This is a genomic window from Serratia bockelmannii (assembly GCF_008011855.1).
In the GTDB taxonomy this organism is placed as follows: Bacteria; Pseudomonadota; Gammaproteobacteria; order Enterobacterales; family Enterobacteriaceae; genus Serratia; species Serratia bockelmannii.
The window spans coordinates 41,198-66,991 of sequence record NZ_VOUX01000031.1 but is presented as its reverse complement, the minus strand read 5'-3'; the positions used below and the strand labels follow the sequence as shown (position 1 = coordinate 66,991).

General features: G+C 52.4%; 21 protein-coding genes, 1 tRNA gene and 4 pseudogenes. 12 read left to right on the top strand and 14 right to left on the bottom strand.

Annotated features, from left to right (window positions below; genetic code table 11):
- The first annotated feature begins 54 nt into the window (after positions 1-54).
- Positions 55-1,554: an aldehyde dehydrogenase family protein gene (locus FOT55_RS14600; protein WP_016928934.1), complete on the top strand. Its 1,500-nt coding sequence runs from the start codon at positions 55-57 to the stop codon at positions 1,552-1,554.
- A gap of 33 nt (positions 1,555-1,587) precedes the next feature.
- Here the strand turns inward: FOT55_RS14600 and feaR are convergent, their stop codons facing one another.
- The 3 genes from feaR to FOT55_RS14585 all read right to left on the bottom strand — a co-directional run bounded on the left by feaR (position 1,588) and on the right by FOT55_RS14585 (position 3,780).
- Positions 1,588-2,487: a transcriptional regulator FeaR gene (gene feaR / locus FOT55_RS14595; RefSeq protein ID WP_049206237.1), complete on the bottom strand. Its 900-nt coding sequence runs from the start codon at positions 2,485-2,487 to the stop codon at positions 1,588-1,590.
- Positions 2,488-2,625: 138 nt separating this feature from the next.
- Positions 2,626-3,267 (bottom strand): DsbA family protein, encoded by a 642-nt coding sequence (locus tag FOT55_RS14590; RefSeq protein ID WP_147823612.1) that lies wholly within the window; start codon positions 3,265-3,267, stop codon positions 2,626-2,628.
- Positions 3,268-3,375: 108 nt separating this feature from the next.
- A complete protein-coding gene (locus FOT55_RS14585) occupies positions 3,376-3,780 on the bottom strand; it encodes an Exc2 family lipoprotein (RefSeq protein WP_043135551.1) in 405 nt (134 codons plus the stop codon).
- A 193-nt stretch (positions 3,781-3,973) separates the two neighbouring features.
- Here FOT55_RS14585 and FOT55_RS14580 point away from each other — a divergent pair, with 193 nt between their 5' ends.
- A complete protein-coding gene (locus FOT55_RS14580) occupies positions 3,974-4,222 on the top strand; it encodes a hypothetical protein (RefSeq protein WP_019454278.1) in 249 nt (82 codons plus the stop codon).
- Here FOT55_RS14580 and FOT55_RS14575 read toward each other — a convergent pair.
- Positions 4,219-4,986: an NAD(P)H-dependent oxidoreductase gene (locus tag FOT55_RS14575; RefSeq protein WP_147823611.1), complete on the bottom strand. Its 768-nt coding sequence runs from the start codon at positions 4,984-4,986 to the stop codon at positions 4,219-4,221. The genes FOT55_RS14580 and FOT55_RS14575 overlap by 4 nt on opposite strands.
- Before the next feature lie 84 nt (positions 4,987-5,070).
- Here FOT55_RS14575 and FOT55_RS14570 point away from each other — a divergent pair, with 84 nt between their 5' ends.
- On the top strand, positions 5,071-5,451 hold the full coding sequence (locus FOT55_RS14570) for a winged helix-turn-helix transcriptional regulator (RefSeq protein WP_025301684.1): 381 nt from the start codon (positions 5,071-5,073) through the stop codon (positions 5,449-5,451).
- Here FOT55_RS14570 and FOT55_RS14565 read toward each other — a convergent pair.
- Positions 5,448-6,029, bottom strand: a complete 582-nt coding sequence (locus FOT55_RS14565) for a flavin reductase family protein (RefSeq protein WP_025301683.1) — start codon at positions 6,027-6,029, stop codon at positions 5,448-5,450. The genes FOT55_RS14570 and FOT55_RS14565 overlap by 4 nt on opposite strands.
- A 174-nt stretch (positions 6,030-6,203) precedes the next feature.
- On the opposite strand from FOT55_RS14565, the gene FOT55_RS14560 reads away from it, so the two are divergent.
- The 5 genes from FOT55_RS14560 (at position 6,204) to FOT55_RS14540 (ending at position 11,831) form a co-directional block, all read left to right on the top strand.
- Complete coding sequence (locus tag FOT55_RS14560; RefSeq protein ID WP_060432519.1) at positions 6,204-7,805, top strand: ABC transporter substrate-binding protein; 1,602 nt, start codon at positions 6,204-6,206, stop codon at positions 7,803-7,805.
- 268 nt (positions 7,806-8,073) lie between these two features.
- On the top strand, positions 8,074-8,598 hold the full coding sequence (gene cybB, locus FOT55_RS14555; RefSeq protein ID WP_080433027.1) for a cytochrome b561: 525 nt from the start codon (positions 8,074-8,076) through the stop codon (positions 8,596-8,598).
- Between the two features lie 53 nt (positions 8,599-8,651).
- Positions 8,652-9,938, top strand: a complete 1,287-nt coding sequence (locus FOT55_RS14550) for a hypothetical protein (protein WP_060432516.1) — start codon at positions 8,652-8,654, stop codon at positions 9,936-9,938.
- The gene (locus FOT55_RS14545) at positions 9,935-11,110 is read left to right on the top strand and encodes a hypothetical protein (RefSeq protein WP_147823610.1); all 1,176 of its coding nucleotides are present in this window, start codon (positions 9,935-9,937) and stop codon (positions 11,108-11,110) included. The genes FOT55_RS14550 and FOT55_RS14545 overlap by 4 nt, the downstream gene beginning before the upstream one ends.
- A 16-nt stretch (positions 11,111-11,126) precedes the next feature.
- Positions 11,127-11,831 carry a hypothetical protein gene (locus FOT55_RS14540; protein ID WP_060432512.1) on the top strand — a complete coding sequence of 235 codons (705 nt, stop codon included), beginning with the start codon at positions 11,127-11,129 and terminating at the stop codon, positions 11,829-11,831.
- 3 nt (positions 11,832-11,834) lie between these two features.
- Here FOT55_RS14540 and FOT55_RS14535 read toward each other — a convergent pair whose 3' ends face one another.
- Positions 11,835-12,950 carry a hypothetical protein gene (locus FOT55_RS14535; protein ID WP_230201368.1) on the bottom strand — a complete coding sequence of 372 codons (1,116 nt, stop codon included), beginning with the start codon at positions 12,948-12,950 and terminating at the stop codon, positions 11,835-11,837.
- Between the two features lie 486 nt (positions 12,951-13,436).
- Here FOT55_RS14535 and FOT55_RS14530 point away from each other — a divergent pair, with 486 nt between their 5' ends.
- Entirely contained in the window at positions 13,437-13,970 is a 534-nt protein-coding gene (locus FOT55_RS14530) for a hypothetical protein (protein WP_060432510.1), read from the top strand.
- 51 nt (positions 13,971-14,021) lie between these two features.
- Here FOT55_RS14530 and FOT55_RS14525 read toward each other — a convergent pair whose 3' ends face one another.
- Positions 14,022-14,240, bottom strand: a complete 219-nt coding sequence (locus FOT55_RS14525; protein ID WP_015376761.1) for a TM2 domain-containing protein — start codon at positions 14,238-14,240, stop codon at positions 14,022-14,024.
- Positions 14,241-14,592: 352 nt separating this feature from the next.
- On the opposite strand from FOT55_RS14525, the pseudogene FOT55_RS14520 reads away from it, so the two are divergent.
- Positions 14,593-14,727 (top strand): annotated as a pseudogene (locus tag FOT55_RS14520) (IS3 family transposase); the annotation flags it as partial.
- A gap of 67 nt (positions 14,728-14,794) precedes the next feature.
- Here the strand turns inward: FOT55_RS14520 and FOT55_RS14515 are convergent.
- Positions 14,795-15,167 (bottom strand): annotated as a pseudogene (locus FOT55_RS14515) (transposase); the annotation flags it as partial.
- 217 nt (positions 15,168-15,384) lie between these two features.
- On the opposite strand from FOT55_RS14515, the gene FOT55_RS14510 reads away from it, so the two are divergent.
- On the top strand, positions 15,385-19,194 hold the full coding sequence (locus FOT55_RS14510) for an SIR2 family protein (protein WP_147823609.1): 3,810 nt from the start codon (positions 15,385-15,387) through the stop codon (positions 19,192-19,194).
- A 165-nt stretch (positions 19,195-19,359) separates the two neighbouring features.
- On the opposite strand, the gene FOT55_RS14505 is transcribed toward FOT55_RS14510, so the two are convergent.
- The 4 genes and pseudogenes from FOT55_RS14505 to FOT55_RS25600 form a co-directional block, all read right to left on the bottom strand.
- The gene (locus FOT55_RS14505; RefSeq protein ID WP_147823608.1) at positions 19,360-20,082 is read right to left on the bottom strand and encodes a hypothetical protein; all 723 of its coding nucleotides are present in this window, start codon (positions 20,080-20,082) and stop codon (positions 19,360-19,362) included.
- Between the two features lie 88 nt (positions 20,083-20,170).
- Positions 20,171-21,643: a hypothetical protein gene (locus tag FOT55_RS14500; RefSeq protein WP_147823607.1), complete on the bottom strand. Its 1,473-nt coding sequence runs from the start codon at positions 21,641-21,643 to the stop codon at positions 20,171-20,173.
- The gene (locus FOT55_RS14495; protein ID WP_147823606.1) at positions 21,588-24,161 is read right to left on the bottom strand and encodes a hypothetical protein; all 2,574 of its coding nucleotides are present in this window, start codon (positions 24,159-24,161) and stop codon (positions 21,588-21,590) included. The genes FOT55_RS14500 and FOT55_RS14495 overlap by 56 nt, the downstream gene beginning before the upstream one ends.
- Before the next feature lie 402 nt (positions 24,162-24,563).
- A pseudogene (locus FOT55_RS25600) lies at positions 24,564-24,784 on the bottom strand (tyrosine-type recombinase/integrase); the annotation flags it as partial.
- Between FOT55_RS25600 and FOT55_RS14490 the strand changes: the two are divergent.
- Positions 24,777-25,279: pseudogene (locus FOT55_RS14490) on the top strand (site-specific integrase); the annotation flags it as partial. The pseudogenes FOT55_RS25600 and FOT55_RS14490 overlap by 8 nt on opposite strands.
- 17 nt (positions 25,280-25,296) lie before the next feature.
- Here the strand turns inward: FOT55_RS14490 and FOT55_RS14485 are convergent.
- Together FOT55_RS14485 and FOT55_RS14480 are read right to left on the bottom strand one after the other, a co-directional pair.
- Positions 25,297-25,372: transfer RNA gene (locus tag FOT55_RS14485), tRNA-Thr, on the bottom strand.
- 172 nt (positions 25,373-25,544) lie between these two features.
- A complete protein-coding gene (locus FOT55_RS14480; protein WP_060447713.1) occupies positions 25,545-25,769 on the bottom strand; it encodes a helix-turn-helix domain-containing protein in 225 nt (74 codons plus the stop codon).
- Between the last annotated feature and the right edge of the window lie 25 nt (positions 25,770-25,794).

Here is a 25,794-nt window from a genome sequence, read left to right as displayed (position 1 = left end):
CTGATCTAGACTTGCAGGGTTAACGATAACCTGATGAGCCTGATCGGAGGATGTATGTCTGACAATACCGTAGCCGTGCTGGATAGCGTATCGCGTTTTCTCGATCGTCAGCATGGGCTGTATATCGACGGCCAGTGGCGCGCGTCCGCCGCGGAAGGCCGCCTGGCGGTGTATAACCCCGCCAATGGGCAGCAGATCGCCACCACCGCCGACGCCAATGAACACGACGTCGCACTGGCGGTGCAGTCCGCCCACAAAGCCTTCAGCGAAGGCGTCTGGGCGCAGCGTCTGCCGGTCGAGCGCGAGCGTATCCTGCTGCGCTTCGCCGATCTGGTGGAGCAGCACGCCGAGGAGCTGGCGCAGCTCGAAACCCTGGAGCAGGGCAAATCCATCAACATCGCCCGCGCTTTCGAAGTCGGCAGCACCCTGAACTGGATGCGTTACACCGCCGGGCTGGCGACCAAAATCACCGGTCAAACGCTGGACGTCTCTATTCCGATGCCGCCGGGCGCCAAATATCAGGTTTATACCCGTAAAGAGCCGATCGGCGTGGTCGCCGGCATCGTGCCCTGGAACTTCCCGCTGATGATCGGCATGTGGAAAGTGATGCCGGCGCTGGCCGCGGGCTGCTCCATCGTCATCAAGCCGTCGGAAACCACCCCGCTCACCCTGCTGCGCATCGCCGAGCTGGCGAGCGAAGCCGGCGTGCCGCCGGGCGTGTTCAACGTGGTCACCGGCCGCGGCACCGTGTGCGGCAAAGCGCTGACCGAACATCCACTGATCGCCAAAGTCAGCTTTACCGGCTCCACCCCGGTGGGCAAAAGCATCGCGCGCGCGGCGGCGGATCGCCTGACCCGCGTGACGCTGGAGCTGGGCGGCAAAAACCCGGCCATCGTGCTGAAAGATGCCGATCCGCAGCAGGTGATCGAAGGCCTGATGCTTGGCAGCTTCCTCAATCAGGGGCAGGTATGCGCCGCCAGCTCGCGAATTTATATTGAAGCGCCGATTTATGATCGGTTGGTGGCCGGATTCGAACAGGCGGTGAAATCGCTGTCGGTCGGGCCGGGGATGGATACCGGCGCGCAAATCAACCCGCTGGTGTCGCTCGCGCACCGCAACAAGGTGGCGGCCTACCTGGACGACGCCCGGGCGAAAAACGCTGAGCTTATCGGCGGCGCGGCCGGGCCGGACGCCAACGGCTTCTACATTCCGCCAACGCTGGTGATCAACCCGGACGATCGGCTGAACCTGACGCGCGAGGAAGTGTTCGGCCCGGTGGTCAACCTGATTCGGGTGGCGAGCGCCGAAGAGGCGCTGAGCAAGGCCAACGACACCGACTTCGGGCTGACCGCCAGCCTGTGGACCACCAGCCTGCAGCAGGCGATGGCGCTGACGCCGCGCATTCAGGCCGGCACCGTGTGGGTCAACACCCATACGCTGATCGACCCGAACATGCCGTTCGGCGGGTTCAAACAGTCGGGCAGCGGCCGTGACTTCGGCCCGGATTGGCTGGATGCCTACACCGAATCGAAATCGGTCTGCATCCGCTATTGAGTGAAGCGGCGCGGGCCTGGCCCGCGCCCTGACTTACTGATACTGCCGACGGTATTCGCTCGGCGACATGCCGAAACGCTGCTTGAAAGCGGTCGAGAAATGGCTGTGATCGGTGAAACCCCAGTCGAGGCCGACGCCGGCCAGTTTTTCCTGCCCGGCGGCGCTGCGCAGCGCCTGCGCGCACAGATCCAGCCTGCGGTTCCTGATGTACTGCGCCACCACCAGCCCCTGACGGGCGAACACCCGATACAGACTGCGTAACGACACCCCCAACTCGGCCGCCACCCACTCAGGGCGCAGCTGCGCCGACTGAATATGCCTGTCGATCAATGCCAGCGCCTTGTCAAAGACCGGTTGCTGCCCCTCCGGCCGCGCCTGCTCGAGCGCCAGAGCCGGGCGCAGCAGCGCCGCCAGCGCATTCAGCACCGCCTCGCTTTCCGCCGCGGCAAGCTGAGGATCCTGCATGCTGCTCAGCACCAGCTGGCGGCTGAGGCGCACCGCGCTGAGCTCGGCTCCCAGACGCTGAGCGCAAGGCGGCGGCAGCGGCAAGCAGCCGCGCGGCAATAACAGGGAGATTTGGCGCGAATCGCGCTGGAAAGTGAAACTGCTGGGCTGTGAGGCATCGATCAGCGTCATGTCGCCGGGAGAGAGCACCGTTTGGCGATCGCCCTGCTCCATCAACGCGCTGCCGCGCAGCTGGATGACGGTGAAAAAGTGCGCACCGTCGCTGCGGGCAATTTCACGCGGCGTGCGGTACAGCCGAGCCTGGGACACATCGACCACGCTCAGGCGCAGGGCATGGGCACGAAACTCCTGCATCGCCCCGCTGAAGCCGGGCCCCAACGTTTTCGCGCAGAATCGGCCGCAGGCGGTGTTGATTTTCCCCAGCCACTCTTCGAAGCCGACGTCCCGGAGCGTTGCCAATGCCGTCATGATCTCTCCCTTCAAACAGCAGCGGTGCTGCGCCGTTGAACAGAAAAACACCATAACAATCCGTTAACACACAATCAATGGCGAGCGGGGGATTTGGCGCCGCGATCACAGATCATCGGGCGCCGGAGGGGAATCGCCTTAAGGCTGCGTATCCAACAGATGGCGCACCACCGCCGCGTACTCTTTGGCGTAGCCTTCAACGCTGGTGCTGGCCATGCCGGCATTGTCTATCTTGTATTTACCCGCCACGTAGAACGACGGGGTGCCGCGCACCTCAAACGCTTTCACCGCTTCGTTCTGCTTGGCGATCAATCCTTTGACCAGCAGGCTGTGGCGCGCGTTTTCATAGGTAGCGGCATCGATGCCGGCCGCCGTAAACACCCGCTGAATATCGTCGGCGCCGTTGACGGCGCGCTGTTTCTGCACCGCGTCGAACATCGCCCCTTCAATCTTGTCTTCCACGCCCAGCACCGTCGCCACCGCCCAGGCTTCGGTCAGCTCATTGCCCAGTTTGCCCATCAGGCTGACGTGATATTTGGTGACTTTCTCACCGGCGGGCAGCGCCTGCGCCACGGTACTGCCTACGCGATAGGTATCGGCGAACTGATAGCAAGGGCCGCAGTAGAAGGAGAAGAACTCCACCACCGCCGGCGCGGCGGCCACCGGCTTATCCAGCCGGGTGTATTGCTCGCCCGCACGGTAATCCGCGGCCTGAACCGCAGGCAGCGCCAACATCAATACGACGGCGGCGGCGAACGAACGCTTAACTTTTGCCAACATAAACACTCCTGGTTTCATCTATGAACATCGTCCTTAGCGGCGGTTTTTATAATCAAATAACCGCCAGAAGACCAGTTTTTATTACCTTCTATTTGTGAGGGATTATGTTCAGCGACCTTCGTAACCGTCCCAGTACGCACCTACCGCTTCCTGTGAGAGCACCTGGCGGCGCTTAGGATTGTCGGCGCTGCTGTAGGCGCGATTAATGAAAATGGTTTTGTGTTCCATGTTCTGCTGGAACTCCGTGCTGGCCAGGTAATCGGCCTTTTTCTGCGCCTCGCTGCGCGCCACGCCTGCCGCGCGATCCTTTTTCCCCAGTTGGTAGAACTGTTCGAACATCGGCACGGCGTTCTTAATACTGCCGTTCACATCGGTGCGGAATTGCGGATCAAAATCGTCGCGAGTTTGATAAACGTAGTGTTTGGCATGCTGCTCGGCACTGCTGAGGTGATGGGTGCAGGCGCTGAGCGCCAACAGCGGCAACAACAGCGCCGCGCTTTTCAGTCTTTTCATGTCGTCTGTCCCTGTCAGTGAGGAAGGTTCCTTTAGCGCCACGAGCATAGCGCCGCCACCCGGCAAACGTCAAACGACAAAAAACGCATCACATTGTTTTATATTAATATTATATACACTGATTGGTATTCATTGCCTGAAACACTATGCTTTAACAGAACAGGGTAAACACTCACCGACAGCGAGGCGGCCAATGAAACCGATCGACAAAAACGTGGGGGAGTACGACCTCACGGCGGAAAAAAAAGCGGGCATGATCACCGGCACCATCCGCGGCGAACTGCCGGACAGCGACGCCAATCTGCCGCTGCTGCCCTTCTCCGGCACTTTCGCCGGCCCCAGCGTGGCCGAAGCCATCGCCGATATTCAGCAACAGTTCCCCGACATCGAACCGGCGATTATCGACGATTTGCGCGAGGAACTGCTGAAGGCCGGGTTCTAAACCGGATCGCGGTGCCGCACGAACGGGCTGTAGATCGGCGCACCGGGCTTCAGCGCCAGATCGGCGTCAAAATCTTCATTGCGGTTGAACGGCACCGCCGGCCAGGCGGCAATATCGCTTAAGCCAACCCGATACGCCTGCGTCACCTGCGCCAAAGCGGCGTTCTGCGCCTGCCGTTCCTCGCTCGCCAACCCGCCGCGCACGCCATAGACCAGGAACGGTTCCAGCACGCTAAAGCCGATATAGTGCAGCGCATGCATGATTGGCCACAGCATCAGCCGCATATCGCCGTCGCGCCCGTTCGGCGCGCAGGCCTGTGCGGAAGCGCCGGCGGTCACGGTCAGCAGCGCCCGCTTACCGCGCATCACGCCGTTCTCATGGCGGTGGCGGCTGTCGTAGATCCCGCCGTAAACGAACACCCGATCCATCCAGCCCTTGATGATGGCCGGCGCGCCGAACCACCAGAAAGGGAACTGCAGCACCAGCGTATCCGCCCAGCGCAACAGCTCGATATGCCGCCGGATCTCCGCCGGCAGCGCCTGGATCGTCCAGTGATGGCGCTGCTCCTGCATCGCATCGAACCGGTCCACCTGCTTTCTGCTGGGGTAATGGCCGGCGCCCTCGCGCGGATCAAACCCCTCCTGATACAGATCGACCGTTTTCACCTGATGCCCCTGCGCCAGCCAGGCCTGCCGCGCCTGTTCGGCCAAATGGGCATTGAAAGAATGCGGCTCGGGGTGAGCCAGCACAATCAGCACGTTCATCCTGTGTCTCCCGTTGTAAGGTGGTGCTGTTATGCTGTGGCTTTATCGTCCCCTTGGCAATTACGCACCTGAAGGTAACCCCCAATGGCTTATCCCGGCGACGTCTATTCGAGCAAGTGTTCCGCACGCGATGCGCTGGCGCTGATTTCCGGCAAGTGGGTGATGCTGATCCTGCCTGCGCTGGCGCAGCGCCCGATGCGCAACGGCGAGCTGCTGCGCCGCATCGACGGCATTTCGCAGAAGGTGCTGACGCAAACGCTGCGCCAGCTGGAACGCAACGGGCTGCTCGAACGGCTAGATTTAAGTGAAAAGAATCAGGCGCATGTGGAATACCGGCTCAGCGCCGTCGCCTGCTCGCTGGTCGAGACGCTGGCGGCGCTGGACCGATGGGCGGAATACCATTTCCCCGAGCTGGACGCCGCCCGCGAGCGCTATGATGCCGACCGCGGGCGCGAGGCCGATTAAAGCGGTTTGGCCCGCAGCGTCTCGCCGCTGCGCACGAAGTTGCCGGCCCCCAGATGATGAATGGTGTGCAGATCCGCATTGGCGGCGGTGAAGTTCCAGCGCCCTTGCTGGAACACCCGCTCGTCCGCTGCCGCGCTCAACACCTCGCCGAAGCAGGTGTCGTATTTTTCCTGCGCGCCGCTTTCCGGCAATAAGCGGCACTCCAGCCACGCCACGCACCCCTGTTCGATCAGCGGCACCTGCAGCGTGGCGCTCGGCGCTGCGGCGATGTGAAAGCGGGCAAACTTGTCTTCATCCAGCCCGGACACGCTGCCAACCGCGTAGGTGGCGTCGATGAACATGGCCGCCGGCACGCAAATGCCGAATGCGCCGCTCTCCTCGATCATTTGCCGGCTGTGCGCCCCTTTGTCCACCACAATGGCGATGCGCGGCGGGCTGAACTCCACCGGCATCGACCAGGCGGCGGCCATCACGTTGCGTTTGGCGCCGTCGCGGCTGCGGCTGGTGATCAATACCGTCGGGCCGTGGTTCAGCAGGCGGCTGGCGTGTTCGAGGGCGACAGGACGAAAGTGGCTCATCGGGAAATCCTTGCGAGTGACTGATTGTCCCGCAGTGTAGATCTGCGCTGCGGCGGCAGGCAACGTGGGGCGCACAGAATGCGCAGGTGAGACGCTTGTTCCCCGTCTCGCCATCCGTTATCTATAGTTAGATCAATTCGCCGGTAACGGCCCACTCCACCTGAGGATCTTGCCTTGACGTTTTTAAAACACCCTATCGCCGGATTGGTGCTGGCCGGCTGCGGCCTGCTGTCGGCGGGCGGCGCGCTGGCCGCTTCCGATGCGCTGGTGTACTGCACCGTCGCCTCGCCGGAATCGTTCAACCCGCAGCTCTCCAGCTCCGGGCCGACCTTTATCGCCACCTCGCAGGTGCTGTACAACCGCTTGGTGACGCTGCGTGAAAGCGATAAAACCCCGGCCCCGTCGCTGGCCACCGAGTGGAGCGTCAGCCCGGACGGCAAGACCTATACCTTTACCCTGCGCCAGGGCGTGAAATTCAACAGCAACAAATACTTCACCCCGACACGCGACTTCAACGCCGAAGACGTGGTGTTCACCGTGATGCGGCAGAAGGATCCCGCTAACCCTTATCACAAGGTCTCCGGCGGTAACTATGAATACTTCACCGACATGGGCCTGGATAAGCTGATCACCAAGGTGGAAGCGCTGGACGAGCATCACGTGCGCTTCACGCTGAGCCAGCCCAACGCCGCCTTCGTCGCCGACTGGGCGATGGATTTCGCCTCGATCCTGTCCGCCGAATACGCCGACGCCATGCTGAAAAAGGGCACGCCGGAATACGTCGACAACTGGCCGATCGGCACCGGGCCGTTTGCGCTGCAGCAGTACAAGCAGGATTCGCTGATCCGCTACATCGCCAACCCGCACTACTGGCAGGGCGAAGTGGCCAGCAAGCACCTCATCTTCTCCATCACGCCGGATCCGCAAACCCGGCTGGCCAAGCTGAAAACCAACGAATGCCAGATCATCCCCGCGCCGCTGCCGGAACAGTTCGCCGCCATCAAGGCCGACGGCAACCTGCAGCTGCACGACATTACCGGGCTGAACGTCGGCTATCTGGCGTTCAACACCCAAAAAAAACCGTTCGACAACCTGCTGGTGCGTCAGGCGTTGAGCTACGCGGTGGACAAGAAAGCGATCGTCGCCGCGGTGTTCAAAGACAGCGGCACGCCGGCCAATTCACTGCTGCCGCCGGGCATGCTGGGCTACAACGACAAACTGCCGGAGTACGCCTACGATCCGCAGAAGGCGCGCGCGCTGCTGAAGCAGGCCGGGCTGGAACAGGGCTTTGAAACCGACATCTGGTCGATGCCGGTACAGCGCCCTTACAACCCGAACTCCAAACGCATCGCCGAGATGATCCAGAGCGACTGGGCGAAGGTGGGCGTGAAGGCCAAAATCGTCACCTGGGAGTGGGGGCAGTATCTGGCCGGGCTGCGCAAAGGCGAGCAACAGAGCGCGCTGTACGGCTGGGTGTCGGACAATGGCGATCCGGACAACTTCGCCACCCTGCTCGGCTGCGCCGGCGTGCAGAGCGGCGCCAACGTGGCACGCTGGTGCGATAAGGATTATGACCGGCTGATCCAGCAGGCGATCCAGGAGAACCAGCCGCAGGCGCGCGCCAAGCTGTATCAACAGGCGCAGGTGATCTTCGCCAAACAGGCGCCGTGGCTGCCGCTGGCCACCGGCAAAGTGTTCTACGCCACCCGCAGCAACCTGAGCGGCTATGTGGTGGACGTGAACGGCAGCGATTTCGCCAAGGCCAAATTGAACTGATCTTAGGCGCCGCAGCGAGGGCTGCGGCGTAACCCGCTTCATCGCTTAATAAGCTGCCAGCCTCTGAACCTATCATTATTAGCTTCATAACTTACGGCGCTCACCTATCACCAGACGCATATCCCACTAAACCAATAGCTTAATAAGCGAGCTGAACCTGGCGTTTTGCCTAAATTGCGCGCACGCGCTTTCCTCCGATGTAACATTTCGTTACCATCGACGCACAGACCCTTTAACATCAAAAGGTAACCCGGTGCAGAACACCTACATGCCGTGGCAAATTCGCCTGCACTGGCTGGTGGCGATCCTGCTGGTCATCACCTGTGTCACCATCGAGCTGCGGGGCTTTGCCGAACCGGGCAGCGCCCCTTGGTACGTGCTGGTTGTCACCCACTTCAGCTGCGGCGTAACGGTATTTGCGCTGATGATCGCCCGCCTGTTCCTGCGCTGGCGCCACCCCTCGCCCGCCATCGCGCCCAAACCGCCGAAGTGGCAAACCGGCCTGGCGCACCTGACGCACACCCTGATTTACCTGCTGCTGCTGACGCTGCCGGTGCTGGGGGTCTATTCGCGCTATCTGGGGGGCAAAGAGTGGTATCTATTCGGCCTGCCGATGCCGTTCGCCGACGTGGCCGATCGGCCGCAGGCGCGGGCGATTATCGGCTGGCACAAAACGCTGGCGTCATTCGGCTACTGGCTGATCGGCCTGCATGCCGCCGCCGCGCTGTTCCACCACTATATCGTCAAGGACAATGCGCTGGTGCGCATGCTGCCACTGATGAAAAAGCGCTGACCACCCGGCGCCAGGGATGAATTTTCGGGCCACGCCTGCTGACAGGGAATGATATGCAAACCCAATTTTTTCATGTGACCGTCGAGCAATGCGCTTGCCAACAGACGGCGCCCGACAATCTGGTGAGGATCATCGCCTCCGGCCAGACGTTCTTTTTTTATCGCGATGACTTCAGCGACAGCGAAAATCTGCTGGCCAGGCTCGCCGCCGGCGATCGGGTGAAGATCGGCGCCCACCGCCTGCGGGACGGCAGCTACTGGCTGCACTGGCTGCTGCACGGCACGAAAGGCCGGCTGGAGCCTGACAGAACGCTGAAATATAAGCTGAAATACTTCGCCCTGCTGCTGCTGGGCGCGGCGCTGGCCGGCGGTTTCCCGGCGGCCTTTTTCATCATGGACCGGGAAGATTCCTGGCTGACCATCGTCCTGTTCTTTATCGCCATCATCGCCGGCCTTATCGGCATCGGCATGGTGCTGTTCGTCGGTTCGGAGCTCCTGTTGATTGCGCACCGCGGCCGCAGGCGCCTGCTCAGAGCGCTGGATCGCGTGCTGCAGGGGCAAGACGTCACGCCGCCCAGCTCGCTCAGCCTGAAAATCCCCGGCATCAGATACCGGGCCGTCCGCGCAGACGCCGCGCCAGTGCCCGCAACGCCACAAACCGAGTTCCCCCTCCCCGAGGGCGTCGAGGCCTCCGGCATAGAGACGGTCAACGCCCTGAGCTACGAACTCTGCCACTATGAGATCCCGCGGCAGGTGCAGTATTTGGACACCTATGCGTGGCGCCAGAAGGAGACGCACTTCGCGTTGACGACCCGCGCGCTCAACGTCCCCAATACCAAACTGCACCCGGTATTTCGTCGGCAACATCCGCTTTTCATCGCCAAAGGCGATCCGCTGCAGGTGCTGTATTGCGAAAACGACACCGTCCCCGAGTTGCCGACGGTGCGTGGGATCATCAATCACCGCGACCGCCAGACCTATCTTATCGGCGGCAGCCGCTACTTCACCGAAGCCGGCCTTAACCTGAGCGCGCGCGTCGTCTTCATCCTCGGCGCGATCATGATGTGTTTGATGCTCGGCATGATCGTGTGGGATAACGCCGATACCCCGGCGGGCTTTTACCTGGATGCCTGGACCCTGAAGCGCCTCGGCAGTGAATTGCCGCCGATTATTCTGCTGCTGATGCTGATGGTCAGCGGCCTGGCGCTGCTGATCGAGGGTTTCGCCCAGATCTGTCGCCTGTACTCTTTTGACCAGCACCGCACGTTTAAAACGTTTAAATACCTGCGAAATCTGCGTCGCAGGTTGTGGCGGCAGGCTCAGGTGACGGAGCTGAAATGATGACGTTAGCGCTTTATAAAAGACCCCTTATTATCCTGACGCTGTTTTTAGCCAGCGCGCTGGGCGTCTATTTGCTCGCCCCTGAGCAACGCTATGCGCAGTGGCAATGGACTCGGGGCGACCAGGCGTTGCCGACGATAGCCCGGTACGATCTCATCCACAGCTACCCGGCGCAGGACGGCGCCCTGCTGCTCACCAGCAAAAGAAGTGAAGACCGCGCGTACAACAGCTTTTACGGTTGGGCGGCCAACTACCTCAGCCAGGTGCTGTTTGCCGGCCCAAAAGGGTTACAGATGCTGGGGGAACTCGACGACTTGATCCACGATGCGGTTTGTGGCGAGCAGGAGTGCGTGCTTTTTCTCTCTGAGGGCCGCAGGCTGGTTGATGTGCAACGGGGTACCATCGGGGCGCTGATCCCCTGGCCGGAGGGCGACGACAACCGGCCTTCCTTTGTCGGCGGCAAACTGGTGGCGCAACCGGGAAAACGCGCGCTGTATCTCATCAGCACCGAAGGCGTATTCTACAGCCCGGACTTCGGCGCCCATTGGCGGCAGACGCTGGATCTGCCGGCGCTGCTGGACGCGCGGCAACTGCTGGGCTTTGAGCGCGGCGAGGAGGAGTCACCGACGGCTTACGCCTCCGGTAAGCGCAAATCCGTACCCGAGATATTCACCGCCATTGATGGCGACCGCGTGCATTTCTGGATGAACCCGGTGCTCGGATCTGGCGCGTTACACATCGCCGTTAACGGTAAAACCGGCGAGGTGATTGAAATGCATTGGCTGTTGGTGCGCGTGGAGGAAAGCGCGCAAGCCCCGGACGGCGGCATCTACCTGATCGCACAAACGCTGGACAGAGGGCTGTATCAGCTTCTGCGTTATCAATCCGACGGGCAGTTGAAGGTGCTGCTGGAGACCGGCGATAAATCGCTGTATCAGCTCTGGGCGGGCAACGATAAGCTGGTCGCCCAAACGGATAACGGCGATGCGCGTCTTTCGCTGATTTTCGATCTGCGCTCATCCGACGTGCACTACCGACAGCCGTTGGAGTACCGGTACAACGGGCGCGACGACGCGCGCCAAACCGTGATCGAACCAGAAAGCCACTATGACGATGACAGGGAGACCCCGGCGCTGCCCTACTTCGTTCGCTATCGCTCCACCGCGCCGTGAACATAAGGAACTTGCCATGCTGTTAGGTTATGGCGCCGGCGCCGCCGGCCTGCTGGCGCTGTTATTGGCCCTGCTGCTCGCCGGCATCCTGCTCGCCTGGTGGGGCTGGCGATACGCCGCCGCCCGCTGCGGCCGCCCGCGCCCGCCGCTTTCCTGGGGCGGCTATCTGTTGGCCTCGGCGCTGGCAATCTACCCGGTGGCGTTCGCGCTGATGCTGATCGGCATGGCCATCCAGGACATCAAGAGCCAGCGGGCGGAAGATCGTTGGAATCAACGCAGCTACTTGACGCTCGACGAGGCAAAGCCGTTCGGTGAAACGACGCTGCCGAAAGGCAGTTGGGTAAACCGCCAGGAGCCACGCCTGCCCGGCACCGAAGACAGCCCTATCACGATGAACGGCGTGACCGCCGTGCGTTTTCCTCAGCCGCAGAGCGTGGCCGGCGTGCCGATCATCGCCTTCGAGGTTTTACCGCCGGTGATGGAGCTGGCAGGTGCGCATACCTTCACCCGTCCAAGCGGCCAAAGGGTGCACTGCGAAGCGGGTTGGCTGGTCACCTTCTTGTTGCCGCCGGATCGGCCGGCCCCGCAGTGGGAGGAGTGGCAGGCCGGGCTGCCTGCGGCGGCGTTTCGGCCCAGCGACTGGATCTTTAGGGAGTGCTTCTCCGGCAGCCCGATCGCCGTGCTGACCTTGCACAACGGCGAAGTCAGGGTGCTGCCTTAAGCCTTACGCCGTGGCGTTGGGCAAGCGCACGATCACGCGGTTATTGGCCGTGGGCAACTGCAGCGGCGTTTCCTGCCAGCTCACCGCGATAACCAATACCGGCGGAGCCGGCACGCGCGGCTCACGCCCGTCGGGCCCCACGCCGTAGGCATCCCATTCAATCACAAACACCCCGCCGTCTTGCGGCTCGACCCGCTCGACGAAAAAGGTGGTGTCCGAACCGCGCCCGCTCGCCGGTTTATGCGCGTAAGAAAGCAGGCTGAACCACTCGCCGGCGAAGTACAGATGGTAAAGACCATCGACGATATGCTCGCCGTGGAACTGGCAGCCGCCGACGCTCAAGCCGCAGCCCGCTGGGGATCCCGCCACGCGTTCGAGATCGCGCACGAAGCGATCGGTCGGCCTGTTATCCAGCAACAGCTCATAAGGCGGCGCGTGCAGCAGCGCGGCAGGATCGTCCGCCAGGCGCAGATTCGCCGGCAACATCAAGCGCGCCGCCAGCACCCGGCCGTTGGGCAAGGCGATCTCCAGACGATCGGCCGGATCCTCTGTCCACGGCGGCACCCACAGACCGCGCACAAGGTGCAACGGCGTAGCCTCCGCCTGCCGACACCTCGCCCGCAGCCGCGCCAGCGCCTCGGCGGTACCGACGGCCAGCGCGTCCTGCTCGCGATCGGTCAATGCCGGCAGCGCGTACATCATCCGGGCAGCAGGCTCGTACACCGTCAGCCCCTCACCCTCACGACTGCGGGTCGGGATCAGGCGCAGCTTGCCATCGTCCACGTCCTGCGGCGCCGCACAGGCGCCATGCACAATCGCCCCGTCGCGCAGCAGCAGCGTCCAAAAATTGGGGCCGCCCATGCCCAGTTCCCCCACGCCGCCAATCTGCCGATCGCTGTCGCCGGCGTGCGCCATCTCAATCGGCTGCGAACGCCAGTCGGTCTTGCGCCACTCTGCGGCCTCTTCGGGGTCTTGCACGCCTTTAGCGGCGTGCTTCGCCCATTGCAGCACGGCAAACAGCGCGATGCACAGCACGCCGAAAATCGGGTGATCCTGCCAAATCAACCCCCAACCGACGATCAAAAAGGCCCAGGCGGCCATGGCGATATCCTTTTCCACGAGAAAACCGCCTGATTCTAGCGCAGGAAACGCAAAGGGTTGAAGCCTATGCCATGAATAATTAGCCGTTAAATAGAAAGATAATAATTTCAGCGTTATTTCTGTGACTACAAAGATCACATAAATAACGCTTCAAAGAGTGATTTGAACGTAGAAAAGACAACTCCCTGTATCTCAATGCAATATTCGCAACCCTATTAAAAACCAAAAGATAAAAGGGAAAAAAAACTGCAGTAATTTGTGCATATTCTAAACATTGACTATGTTTATACATACTCTTTATATGCAGGTACACAGACTAAAAAACAAAAGAGAAAGGCTCCCAATATAATTAAACAAACCTCGCATACCGCGTGGGTGAAACGCTATTAATTATAAAAATTCCGAGGGTATTTTATCTCCGCGGAACGGGTCACTTTGCATTTTATCGGGCCAATAGGCTACACACCGCAATTAATACCATTATTAGCATTCCGGAGACCGACAATGAAAATCGTTACGGGCATTATCCTTACCTCTGTGGCCGCCTTCAGCTGCGCGGCTTACGCGGCCGATGCGCAGCCTACCACAGGCAGCGCGGAAGTGACGCTGGAACACGTGCACGCCGTGATGGAAAACGGCAGCCCGGCGCCACAGCACGACGCCGCCTGCCAAAAAGAACTTTCCATGCCGGAATCGAAATATATCGGCATGAAGGTTAAAACCGATTACAGCATCAACAGCAGCACCATGATGATGTCGGCCAAATCGATGTTCCCATCGCCAAATGACAAACAGCCTATGGAACTGACGGTCGATCTCTCCGCGCTGGGCCTGGCGGATGTGTATGCCTTCGGCGCCTTTAAACCGGCCGCGTTGCCGCAGGCCTATATTTATTTCACCATCGACAAAGATTTTAAAAATCCGGTCAGCACCTTTATGATCATCAACCAAGGCAAGCAATATAACTGCGTGATCTCCAGCTCGAATAAAATGATGAGTAAAGAGATGCGCGGCAAGATGATGATGAAGAAACAGTAACGGAATGAAAAACGGCGCTTCCCTTAACAGGAGGCGCCGCCAGAAAACGCGTTAAATCAGACCCGGATTGTATTTCTGGTTGAACTTCTCTTCCGATTGGAACAGATAAATAATGCCTTCGATAAAGCCGACAATCGCCGGGATCCCCGTCCAGCAGAACAGCAGGTAGAACAGCCCCCACCATTTCATCCCTAAGTAAAACTTGTGAATGCCCAGCCCCCCCAGGAAGATGGCCAGCAGGGCCGCCGCGAGCTTGTCTTTTCTGCTCATAGTGCACTTCTCCTTACTTCTCACCGAACCACCGGCATGTCCAAAAAACGGATGCCGCTCCACAGAGCGCCGCATCGTAATGCTTGAGGAGAAAATATTCACCCATCAAGGCTCAACAGGGGTAATTATAACAGCGGATGATTAAACGGTTGTTTAACCGGCGAAGCGGGGGAGCAGTGAGGTCTGAAGAGAAGATGGTGAGGCCCCGATTTATTTCCGGGATTTTTACGATATTCCCGTATATAACGTGAAGACGCTTAATTGCATGTCTATGCCGCATGAGAACAACCGCATAACATAAAGTGTACAGGCGTGGCGGGTACGAGTGATCACGTAGGTTGTGTGCAATGAGGCCCGGCGTCAAGTCGGCGGTTATATCCTGAATTACTACAATAGCGTCAGACCTCATCATTACAATGGGGGACTGACGCCGGAAAAATCAGAGAACAGATACCGTTCTTACTGTAAAAGCGTGGCCAGTATTACTTGGCCACTACAGCTGTATAATACGACCCATCTGGTTTTTACAGCAGGTTTCCCGATTTCGTTCAGGTAGCCATGAACTCGGCCCGGGCGACATTCAGTACCCGACACATCGTCATCACACCCCATACAGTACGGTGTTCATTGATAAAGCGGTACTTCAGTCGGGCTCCCTTGCAAAGCACCGCACGGCCTTTTTCAGGATATCCCGTTCTTCTTCGGTGCGTTTTAGCTGCGCGCGTAGTTTCAGGATTTCGCTTTTGGCTTCCAGTAAATCCCGGGCATGTTGTTCGCTGTTATCAGGCTGACAGCCCGTAGCCACTTGTAGAGGCTGCGTGCAGAAACGCCCAGACGGTCAGATACTTCGGCAACGGAATAACCGCGTTCCGTTATCTGACGGACGGCTTCTTCCTTAAATTCAGGTGTAAATCGTGGTGTGCCCATGCGCTCCTCCTATTCTCAAACTATAGGGCAGGATCGTCTACCGGGGTGGGTCAGTCCAAGCCACCTAAAAGGATGACTACCAAAACAGTGGCAATTCAAATCATTTACTTTTAGATGAATCACTTGAATGACCAAGGTTTTTTCACTGCCAGTTTTCATCACATGGCTATGAATAGTAGAATCCAAGCATAAATTAACGCTTAGAAAAGTTGAGCTCATGAGATTTCACCCTGAAGGGCCTTCCATACCCGATATCCTCTTAGAACGCTGTGATACAGGTCGAGTTGTATTTCTCTGTGGCGCTGGGGTTTCATTACCTTCAGGGATGCCAAGCTTTGTAGAGCTTACCCAGCATGTAATTGAATACTTTGACCCACCACACGATTCAGAAATCATGGCAGCATTTCGCCCATGGCTTCACGACCAATCTTCGGCAAATGTCCCTCTCGACCAAATTTTCAACCTCCTACATCAGGAATATGGCAAGGATGAGGTGAATGCTTTGGTATCAAAGCGTCTGGGGACTGCAAGAACTGATATAGAGGTTGGACGTGAGCATGCCCTGATTAAAAGAATTTCCTCAAATCAGAGTGGAGTTCCACAGATTGTCACAACGAACTTTGACCGACTGTTCGAGGTTAACCAAGCGCAAGATAATTTAACTCGATATGTGCCGCCAGCTTTCCCAAATCTGAATTTCGGTTCGACAATTGAGGGGATTACATATCTTCACGGCCGTCTGGTCGACGAAAATGCTGTAAACCATCCTTATGTGCTGAGCAGTGCAGACTTTGGACGAGCATATCTTTCAGAAGGATGGGCGACCAATTTTATTAAGCTTCTTCTGGAACGATACATCGTTGTTTTAGTCGGTTATCAGGCAGAAGACCCACCAGTTAAATACCTCCTTCAGGGTCTCAATCATGATGGCCAGTATGATCGTTCCAGACTTTATGCATTTGATCGCGGCCTTGCCGAGGATATCGAAGCCAAATGGCGTGACAGAGGAGTTACAGCCATAGCCTATTCCGATCATCCAGCCCTTTGGAAGACTTTGGAAGCATGGGCTGAGCGAGCAGATGATCCACGTCGATGGCGAGCTTCTATTATCGCTAAAAGCCAGCAAGATCCGAAAGTTCTAGCACAGTATGAACGTGGTCAACTTGCCCATATACTTCGCACTACGCAAGGTGCGAAATTGTTCTCTGAAGCTGTTCCTCTTCCCCATCCAGAGTGGCTTTGTGTGATGGATGCAAATATTCGGTCAGCCAAACAGAAGAAAAGATACTACGAACTTGATGACAATGATGCAGAGACCTTCGATCCACAAGAAGCTTATGGGCTTGATGACGATCTGCAAGATATCTCTGACGATGAACGTAAACGTGGAGTGAGTAACGATAATCTCCTTGAATGGCGTGACGAAGATGATAATCCGTCAGATTACCATCACTTGGCTGGATGTTTGGAGACAATGCCGAAACGATTGAGTCATCTCATGGCCTGGTTCTGCAAATCTCTTGATAGCCCCGCGATGGCTTGGTGGGCTATCCGAAAAATCAGCATTCATCCTCTACTACTACAAAATATTGAACGCAACATTGATCATTCAGCATCAATCCACAAACGCTCTCGTCAACTGTGGAGCTTAATTCTCGAACATCATAGAGATCCCTGCAATCGTCGTTATGACGTCGATTGGTACGACTTAAAAGCTCGAATTACAAACCAAGGCTGGACAGCTGGTGTCTTACGAGAATTTCGTAGGGTAATGGCACCCCGATTGGAGATGAAATCGCCATATGGCTTGGGAGAAGTCAGACCACCAAGTGACTCTTGGGAGGAGATCCATTTCAGCAAATTAGGTCAATTTGAAGTTGTGTTCACTAATAGACATGACGACAATTTAGACGTACCTGACAATGTATTGCTACAGGTATTTAGTGCTCTGGAAGAGCAACTAATCATTGCTGCAGGAATGCTGGAGGATATTGATACTTCCTACTTTCCAATCCCAAGCTGTTATCCAGAACGTGATGTAGACGGAGAAGAAAACTTCTCGAAAGGGGCCGATGTATTAATATGGTTTGTCCAACTTTTTGACCGAATAGCTGAAAAGTGGCCAGAATTGGCTAATGCACATGTAACCACCTGGCCAGTAACAGAACCATTTATCTTCCGAAAACTCAGACTTTATGCCTTCAGTAAAACAGCCGTTTTTGGGACTGACCGAATTGCCGAAGAAGTTTTGTCTATAGAGCAAAATAGCTTCTGGGACACAAATATTACCCGAGAACTTCTTTTTTTACTGGTAGACCGATGGGAAGAATTCCCACGAGAGAACCAAAATCGAATCATCGAACGTATTCTGACTGGCCCCTATCAAATACCTTATTTGTCTGAGGAAGAACTTCCGAAAGGAAGAGAAGTGTTGGCTGCTAAATACGCTCGTTATCTCGAACTGCATGGTTGTGAACTGGGCACTATTTATCGTGATCGGCTCACTGCGATGATTAACAGAATTCCTGGCTGGAATGATCGCTGGGCCACATCTGTAGTCATCAGTTGGGGCTCCCGCTCTGGCTGGATTAGTACAGACGAAAAACCAGATGTAATATCAGATCTTCCTGTAAACGAGATAATCCCAAAAGTAAAAGAGGTGCTTAAACGAGATGACGACAGCTTTACTCGTAGGCGGCCCTTTGTTGGTTTGATAAAAGAAAATCCGCGTAAGGCATTGTCTGCGCTTACTATTGCAGGGAAAATCGGTGATTATCCTAAGGAATTATGGTCGTCAATGATAAGTGAACTACCTGCAGATCTTAAACCAAGGTTGAAACGAATATTCCTGAGCCGAATCGCGAGATTACCGGCTACAACTTTAGTCGAACTACGACATACATTAAGTAACTGGCTTGAACAAAATTTAGCTGCGACTCTTGAATTTGATGAGGATCTCGGCTGGGCAGTTTACGATCATGTCATAGAGGGCATACTGAGCGGTGGGGCTGATGCAACACGGAGTGGTTTCGGAGAAGTTATCCGAAATGGTGAGGTTGTAATACAGTCTCGGCGTACATTCAGCCATGCAATCAATGGTCCTGTCGGTAAATGTACTCAAGCGCTTTTTCAAGTAATGCCAAGTGAAGAAAAAAAAGCTGGTTCGCTTATTCCGTATTCTATTAAGTCTCGTATTGAACGTCTTTTTACTGCACCAGGAGAAGGTGCGGACCACGCTATAGCTATAACGACTCGCAATCTAAATTGGCTAATGTTTGTTGATCCTGCATGGGCAAGAGAATGGCTTATACCTATTTTGGACTTAAAACATCCTGCAGCAGAACCAGCATGGAATGGTTATCTTCATTGCAATGATATGCCTTCGACTGCAGTAGCTGAACTTATTAAACCCTGTCTTCTAAACCTTATACCTTGGATCGAATCTCTTTCGTGGGAAAAAGATTATTCAGTTCGAGCTTCGCAATGGCTTGGTTTAATGAGAATATTTCACCCTGATGAGCCCTTCAGTCCTTCCAGGAATGAAATGCGCTCCATATTACGAGCATTATCTGACGAGGCTCGAAATCGTTTTATTTCCTGGTTAGGATTGGTCGGGCAGAAAAACGAGAGTGGCTGGGTTAAGTATGTGATCCCATTAATCAGAGAGGACTGGCCCAAAGAACGCCAATATAGAACCACGAGCTCTGTAAAAGCATGGGTTGGTTTACTTGACGATACTGGCGATAAATTTCCGGAGGTTTACGATTCAGTAAAAACATACTTAGTACCAATCGAGACAATTGATCATTTGTTCTACAGATTCACTCGGGAACTCGGTGGTAAAGGAGCAATTGCAGCTATTTTTCCAGAAACCACACTTGATTTACTGGACAAAATAACACCACAGATGTTCACGCGCACATCAGGAGAGCTGCAGAAGATTCTTGAGCTAATTGAAGATACAGATACAAGTCTGATCAAGGATTCACGGTACTTACGGCTTATTGCACTGGTTGAGAAAAATTAGCCTTTATGGTTTTTTACCGTTATTGATTACTTATCACTCAGCAAAACTTTTCAACATGCCGTAGCGCTTAACGCCTATTCTTGACTAAGATGAGAAGCAGGCGTTAAAGTTTGATTAAAGGAGAACCTCTAACCATTCCTTGTGGAAGAAATAATTTTTGGAGTATTATTGAAATTGCTCAAATATACCATGTAACCCAATAAATTTTATTTTTAGTGCAGGATCATGTCTTAGAACAGTCTCAAGTGAGTTCCTCTCATAAATTATTGATTGTGCTTGTATTGAGCCGTTCCATGATGGCAAAAGCAATAAAGCAGATGTATCCAAATCAATACCCCACCAATCGTTAACGTAGCAATTTAAAAAATCAACAAGAGCCTTAATCGCAATAAAAGCATCTTTTTCAGTATATGTTTCAGGATCAAGGGATATACCTGATATATTACTTTTAGCTTGTTCGGAGTTAATATCAGACTGGTGTTGATAAGCGATTTTGCCTTCACCCGGTCTAGTTTCTATTGTATCAGTGAAAGTTTTAATCTTGGGATGCACCAATGCATTTCGTTGTGTTATTAACTCTTTTATTATTTGTGTTTGAGTGGTTCCACGAGGTAAAGATATGTCTTTATGCCATTGAAGAGTATAGTCAAATTTATCAAGTGAAGAGAACCTGTCAATTTGATCTTTTAACTTTTGCGTTATTTCTATAGAAGATAAAAATGAGTTAGCTGCAGCCTCAATAGCGTAGTTAATTGAAAGCACACTTGATTTTGCAAGTGTTTTTTTGATGTGTGATTTTTTTGTTGCAACTGATAACTCATAAAGGGTTATTGCATCAGAAAAAAGCTCAAAGAAGCTGTTCTTGGTTATTTCAACTTTTCTTTTCACACGCAGCCCTCTGCATAAAAATAAAATCATATAGACAGAATACAATTTCCTATAATCTTTATATCCTACTAGTTGTTGATATAAATGGCTATCGAGAATAAGAACTGGGTTTAGGGAAACCACCTCTGACGACGACAACAACAATTGCAACATGAGATTGACCTGTTGGATGAGTGAATACTTCAATATCATCCTCTATTGCTCCCACCGGCGCTGATTTTGACGTTGATTCCAGAACAGCCAAAATACCGATACGCTTACCTAATCCAATGGCATAAGCTGCTGTTTGATCGAAATATTTTTGAAAATCCTTGGGGAAAAGAACCTTATTATTTTCAACTTTTAGTTCTATCGGAATGTCTTCAAATGTGAGATCCGTTATCCCGCCAGCAGCCTCTGGATGGCCTTGTAAGTTCTCGCCAATCTCATTCCTACTTCTAAGTATTTCGGCTATTTTACGCTGAAATTTTTGCTCTGATGTGCCAGTAATAAATAAACTAGCTTTAAGAGCTTGGGCTGCAACATTTCCTAAGCCGCCAAGTATAACCATTGTATTAGCAATGTCATCTGAGTGTAATCCTGGGAAAGCTCTTAATATGTTACGAATTTTTATAAGATGCCTATCGACATTTGAAAATCCAGTTAATGGAGCTTGAGCGGAATCACTCCCTTCAAGTAGTAAGCGCCTATGTCCTACGATAGCAATATTTTGGCAATTACTTAAATTGTCAAACTCAGCAGCATATAGGAATTCGTAAGGTCTCGAGCCAAATGAATTTGCCACTTCCAAGACGACACGACCAATCCCCTTCAATGTGAAGGGGCCTTCCCCCTCTGGTTTCTCAAATCTAAAATCAGGCAACCAGCCTCGCTCACGTGCATCAATTGTCACTGGCTTTAATGAGAGGAAATTTGCACTCTTTGGCCAATTTGAAACCCTGACCTCTATGTTAAGGTCATAAGCCGTACCCGGCTTAAGATAATTCCATTGCTGAGCTGGTTCCCCATCAATATCAAACTTTAGAAATGCAACTGTTGATTCTTGTGTTTTATTCTCATTTGTCCCTTTACTAGATATTCCTTGCCTAATCCCCTCAATATTTTTATTGCGAAGATTTGCGAATAAGAGTAGAGGCAACGACCAGCTTGTTAACTGGTCTTGTATTTTTTTTAATGAATCTAATTTACTGATTGAACGGACTTGCTCTATAAATTCATTAAATTGTTTGTTCTCCGAGAGACTCGTCGTCATGTCGATCTCTGATGCTTTTAATTGTGCTGAATTTAAAAACCTTTGAGCATCAGTCTCAGCATTACGTATAGCATGTTTCCACTCAGCTAGAGATACAAATATAGTCATTGCTATGTAATATGCACGATATTGATCTTCAACATATCCCTGACCGAGCTCATCGAGCGTTTCATTGAGCTTTTGACACGCGTCTTTAAGTTTCACCAAGTCATTCGGAATGGACTTGAGTGCACCATCCAACGCTGCTGCAATCTCAACTCTCGGAGAAAAAGCTTGGCGGAAAATCTCGAAATTTGGCTCGTTCTTCATATTCTTTCTCCAACTCAGCCGTAAGGCCATTCCATTTTTCAATTAAGTCATTATAGGGTTCGCAAACACTTATGGCATGTTCAATGCAAGCTGCTTCTGTAACTAAAGCAGCCTTAAGTTTCCATTGTGTATTTCTTTCATCATTTGGAATTTCTTCCAGTAGTTCCTTTAAACAAACATTTGCAATTACGTTATCACCACACTTGCTTAACGCAGCCACGTACACTAATGCTTCAATAAATTGTTGAGGTTTGAATGGTTTCAGAGCATTAAATGCTTTTAGAAGATCGTCTTTACAATTTCGAAGCTCATCATGTGGCGCTCTTAATATCACAGTGATGCAGTCATCGATAGAAATACTGCGAGTATACTTATCCTGAATTGCTTTGAGTGCGACTTTGACAAACCCGGGAATATCATCAAAATGAAAACGCAATCGAGTGATAGCATCATAAAGTGCACCTCCTTCTAAAATTAATAATATATTAGAAAGAAACAATCCAATTTTTCCCTTTCTCTCTTCATCTGATAAGCAAAGAGAAGCAAAAACGTCAATGCATTCTACAATGAAATTATCTTTTTTATCTTGTTGAGTATAATAGCAAATTAGATTCCATAGCCGGGATCTCACAAGTTCCCGTTTCTCCTCAGGAAAAGATCTACGGCTCAAAGCGTGAACAGCATACTGATGCACCATAACATATTGATCTAATAGCAAGACTGAATATGCTTCGAAGAATAAATCTGGAAAATTCTTCACTAAATCATAGGGAACATTTTCCCACGCTTGTACGGCACGTGCTCGAATCAATGTACTCTCATCCATAAGAGCACGATACCAATCAGAGAGAACTAGTGTTAGGCTGTCAATACCAGTTAATAACTTAGGAACATGGGCAATCATGTTCCCACGCATTTGAGTTTGTTCTTCTGGTAAGCTTCTATAGAGCTGAAGAAAATCATCGATTCCCTCACGCCCTCTAGATTTAGCTCCAATCGCAGCCCATTCAATCAATGCCCCCTGTAAGCCATCAATAGCATTACGCTTATTACTTTTATCTAAATGATCTAGAAAACTCTCATTTATTTCTATGATTTTTTCTTTATTCAACTCCTCATATTTTTCGCTTAGCGTTGCAGCCGCTCCGATCAAATCGTCAAAATTATCAACTGCAAGCTCAGAAAATTCTTCCCAAGAGTGTCTAAAGAATTGTCCTGCATCATCCATGCTATCCTCTGGATTTTCCACTGCTGCCCAGAGTAAACGCCTAAAAGCTATTTTTTGCGTCTTTCCTATTTTACTTTTTTTTCTATAGTTATTTCGCAGTACAGATCTGTAAGCTCTATTGGCCTCATGTCTCCCAATATCATCTTTGTCAGCAAGATAGGATTGAATAACTTTATCGCTTTCATCGGGAAATCTATCTAAGCATTTCGTAGCGGCCTCTCGAAGAAAGAAAAGAATGCTGCTATCTCTCCGTTCCTCCGGGAGTAGAGTCCGTCGACGCATCAGCTTAGCAAATATACTTCTAATATGTCTTAGAAGCAGCTCATCATCATCCGATGCAATAATTATCTCAATAGCAGATTGAAATTTTCCCAGGTGAGTATCTTTTATGTATTCGTCAACAACATCACAGATATCAGCTTGTCTTTTTTTAAAAAGTGACTGAATGGGGCCTTTATTAAGTACTTTTCGCTCAAATGTACCAATCATCATTCCAGGAGGAGATTCAACAGCCATTCTAACAAAGTGGTAAAGGACTTTTAAGAAATCATCTTCAGATAGATTCTCTGCTTCCAAGAGGATTGCTTCTATAGCAGATGGACAATATTCTAAGTTGTTTATTAAATATACTGAAATTGCCAGTTTTTCCGCTTGTGATAATTCAGTTCTTATTAAAGCTTTTGCCGCTGGCGTTGAATATGGTAATTTCTCATGTAACACTGCAGGTAACAAGTGTTCAATTATTTTACTTGTAAATGTCTCAGGAGCAAGATTAGCAAGTTGTTCCAAACGGGGATCGTTGTTCTCTATATCTTCTTGATCGAGTTCATCAAGCAAATCAAGCACAAACGTTTCTTCTAGAGTAAGTGAAAGACGTAATACTGCTCGTTCTTGTTGTCTATTGAGCTGCTTCTGCTTTCTCTGCCTTTCTTCTTCTTTGCGGGCCAAATTTCGTTCTTCGGCAGATTTTTCTCTTGGTCCTACAAACTCTAAAATATTGGGAAATCCCACCGGAACCCGTTGATTACAATTTTTACAGTTCTGTTTATAGAAGCTGTAAACCGAGTCTTCCAGAAGCCAGCTAAGCATTGAACTTTGCTTAACAAATTTGCATTGAACTCCCATGTGACCAATGGGTAACCCTGTTTCAGCCTCAATCATGCCTCTCCCCTCTGATCGAATGAATTCAGAGTGAGAACACCAGTTACTAAGTAGGTGTACAGCACGGAGATTTCGTTGACCAGCTTCGACTGCCTCTTCAAATCTTTTTTTATCTTCAAAATCATCCATTTAGATAACACCTTTATAAGGAACATGTACTCATCTATAATGCTGTAACCGGTTTATTATACCTAAAACAATGAATGCTGTGTATTATGAAATGTGATACAAGTCAATTAGTTACATATAAAAACCAACTCACATCCAAAGGGATAGTATTTCGAGGTTTGTAGCATCATTAAATGTGAACTTATTTATCGCCCCCTCAAGTTAACTAATAAATAGGTTATAATTTACATATTCTTCTGGAATTTATAAACCTTATATCTAATAGTTGAAGAAGTTAATAATCAACTTTAGTGTGATTTATAAAAAAATAATTATTATCTTCAGCCCCTCCATTATGGAGAGGAAATAATTGTATAGTTTTCTTGTATTCCTAACGATCCAGTTAGGCTTAGAGAAATCTAATTATGAAGCACTCCTGAGAGCAACCCTTCCAACTTTATCAATATAATCCGCATACCACTGCATCATCTCTCTCCTGCCTTCCAGATACAACGCATGATTGTACGTCCCGCGAATCGCATTCTTATCGACATGCGCAAGCTGGGTTTCAATCCATGCGTATTGAACCCTTCCTCATGCAAAATCGTACTCATCGTGTGGCGGAAACCATGCCCCGTTAACCTTGAGTGGTCGCAAATAAACATGGAGCAAAAATAGCCTGGGTTCATCCAGAAGATGCCAAGACAGGGAAGGCGATAGGAATACCGCTAAACGAAACTGCATGTGGAATTTTGCGCGGACAAATTGGGAAGCATGACAGATGGGTATTCGTTCACACCAAGGCAGCATACCGAAATGATGGAACGAAAACAGCAGCGGTAAGGAAGATGCGCGGCGACAGCAACAAAGCCTGGCAGGGCGCTCTGCGCCGCGCTGGTATAAAAAACTTCCGCTTTCATGATCTGCGCCATACCTGGGCGAGCTGGCTTGTTCAATCCGGGGTTTCCCTGCTTGCCCTTAAAGAGATGGGCGGCTGGGAGAGTTTGGAAATGTTACAACGATATGCCCACTTGGCAGCAAGTCAATTAGCGTCCAACGCCAACAAATTGGATGCCATTTTGCAGCTTAATGGCACAAATACGGCACAACCTGACAACGTTGAATACTTAAGGAGGTGATAACTAATTGATTTAACTGGTGCCGATAATAGGAGTCGAACCTACGACCTTCGCATTACGAATGCGCTGCTCTACCAACTGAGCTATATCGGCATCGAACCGGGCCTGCGGGGCAAGCCGGAAGTGCGTTGAACAAGGTAGACCTGTGCACGAAATGAGTCAATAGCCGCCGGGGCGTTTGGTTGTTTTATCATCAGTGGCGATCTGAAGACCGTGCTACACGAGCATAAAATGCAGCTCGTGCAGCTCGTGCAGCTCCTATCATTCACTCACGGCGCATCATACCACCATATCTTGAAGGCCATATTTCCGCTGGCGCTAGCTCCAGTGCTTCAGCGATCAGCCTCTCCCCCTTTGGCCAATGTCTAGCCAAAGCATTACCTAACGTAGAAGATGCCAATCCGGCTTTTCTGGAAACTGCCGCCAAAGTCGTGCCCTTCTTCTTCAAAGCGGCGATGACGTCCGCCGGATGCCAATCTTGTTTATCCATCATGTTTAATCCTCCTGATTACCTT

Excerpts from the sequence above, each read along its gene's own strand:
- FOT55_RS14540 (WP_060432512.1), top strand. The coding sequence starts at position 11,127 with ATGCTGTTAGGTTATGGCGCCGGCGCCGCCGGCCTGCTGGCGCTGTTA.
- FOT55_RS14480 (WP_060447713.1), bottom strand. The coding sequence starts at position 25,769 with ATGGATAAACAAGATTGGCATCCGGCGGACGTCATCGCCGCTTTGAAG.
- FOT55_RS14500 (WP_147823607.1), bottom strand. The coding sequence starts at position 21,643 with ATGAAGAACGAGCCAAATTTCGAGATTTTCCGCCAAGCTTTTTCTCCG.
- FOT55_RS14580 (WP_019454278.1), top strand. The coding sequence starts at position 3,974 with ATGAAACCGATCGACAAAAACGTGGGGGAGTACGACCTCACGGCGGAA.
- FOT55_RS14585 (WP_043135551.1), bottom strand. The coding sequence starts at position 3,780 with ATGAAAAGACTGAAAAGCGCGGCGCTGTTGTTGCCGCTGTTGGCGCTC.
- FOT55_RS14590 (WP_147823612.1), bottom strand. The coding sequence starts at position 3,267 with ATGTTGGCAAAAGTTAAGCGTTCGTTCGCCGCCGCCGTCGTATTGATG.
- FOT55_RS14600 (WP_016928934.1), top strand. The coding sequence starts at position 55 with ATGTCTGACAATACCGTAGCCGTGCTGGATAGCGTATCGCGTTTTCTC.
- feaR (WP_049206237.1), bottom strand. The coding sequence starts at position 2,487 with ATGACGGCATTGGCAACGCTCCGGGACGTCGGCTTCGAAGAGTGGCTG.
- cybB (WP_080433027.1), top strand. The coding sequence starts at position 8,074 with ATGCCGTGGCAAATTCGCCTGCACTGGCTGGTGGCGATCCTGCTGGTC.
- FOT55_RS14545 (WP_147823610.1), top strand. The coding sequence starts at position 9,935 with ATGATGACGTTAGCGCTTTATAAAAGACCCCTTATTATCCTGACGCTG.
- FOT55_RS14565 (WP_025301683.1), bottom strand. The coding sequence starts at position 6,029 with ATGAGCCACTTTCGTCCTGTCGCCCTCGAACACGCCAGCCGCCTGCTG.
- FOT55_RS14510 (WP_147823609.1), top strand. The coding sequence starts at position 15,385 with ATGAGATTTCACCCTGAAGGGCCTTCCATACCCGATATCCTCTTAGAA.
- FOT55_RS14575 (WP_147823611.1), bottom strand. The coding sequence starts at position 4,986 with ATGAACGTGCTGATTGTGCTGGCTCACCCCGAGCCGCATTCTTTCAAT.
- FOT55_RS14525 (WP_015376761.1), bottom strand. The coding sequence starts at position 14,240 with ATGAGCAGAAAAGACAAGCTCGCGGCGGCCCTGCTGGCCATCTTCCTG.
- FOT55_RS14550 (WP_060432516.1), top strand. The coding sequence starts at position 8,652 with ATGCAAACCCAATTTTTTCATGTGACCGTCGAGCAATGCGCTTGCCAA.
- FOT55_RS14570 (WP_025301684.1), top strand. The coding sequence starts at position 5,071 with ATGGCTTATCCCGGCGACGTCTATTCGAGCAAGTGTTCCGCACGCGAT.
- FOT55_RS14530 (WP_060432510.1), top strand. The coding sequence starts at position 13,437 with ATGAAAATCGTTACGGGCATTATCCTTACCTCTGTGGCCGCCTTCAGC.
- FOT55_RS14495 (WP_147823606.1), bottom strand. The coding sequence starts at position 24,161 with ATGGATGATTTTGAAGATAAAAAAAGATTTGAAGAGGCAGTCGAAGCT.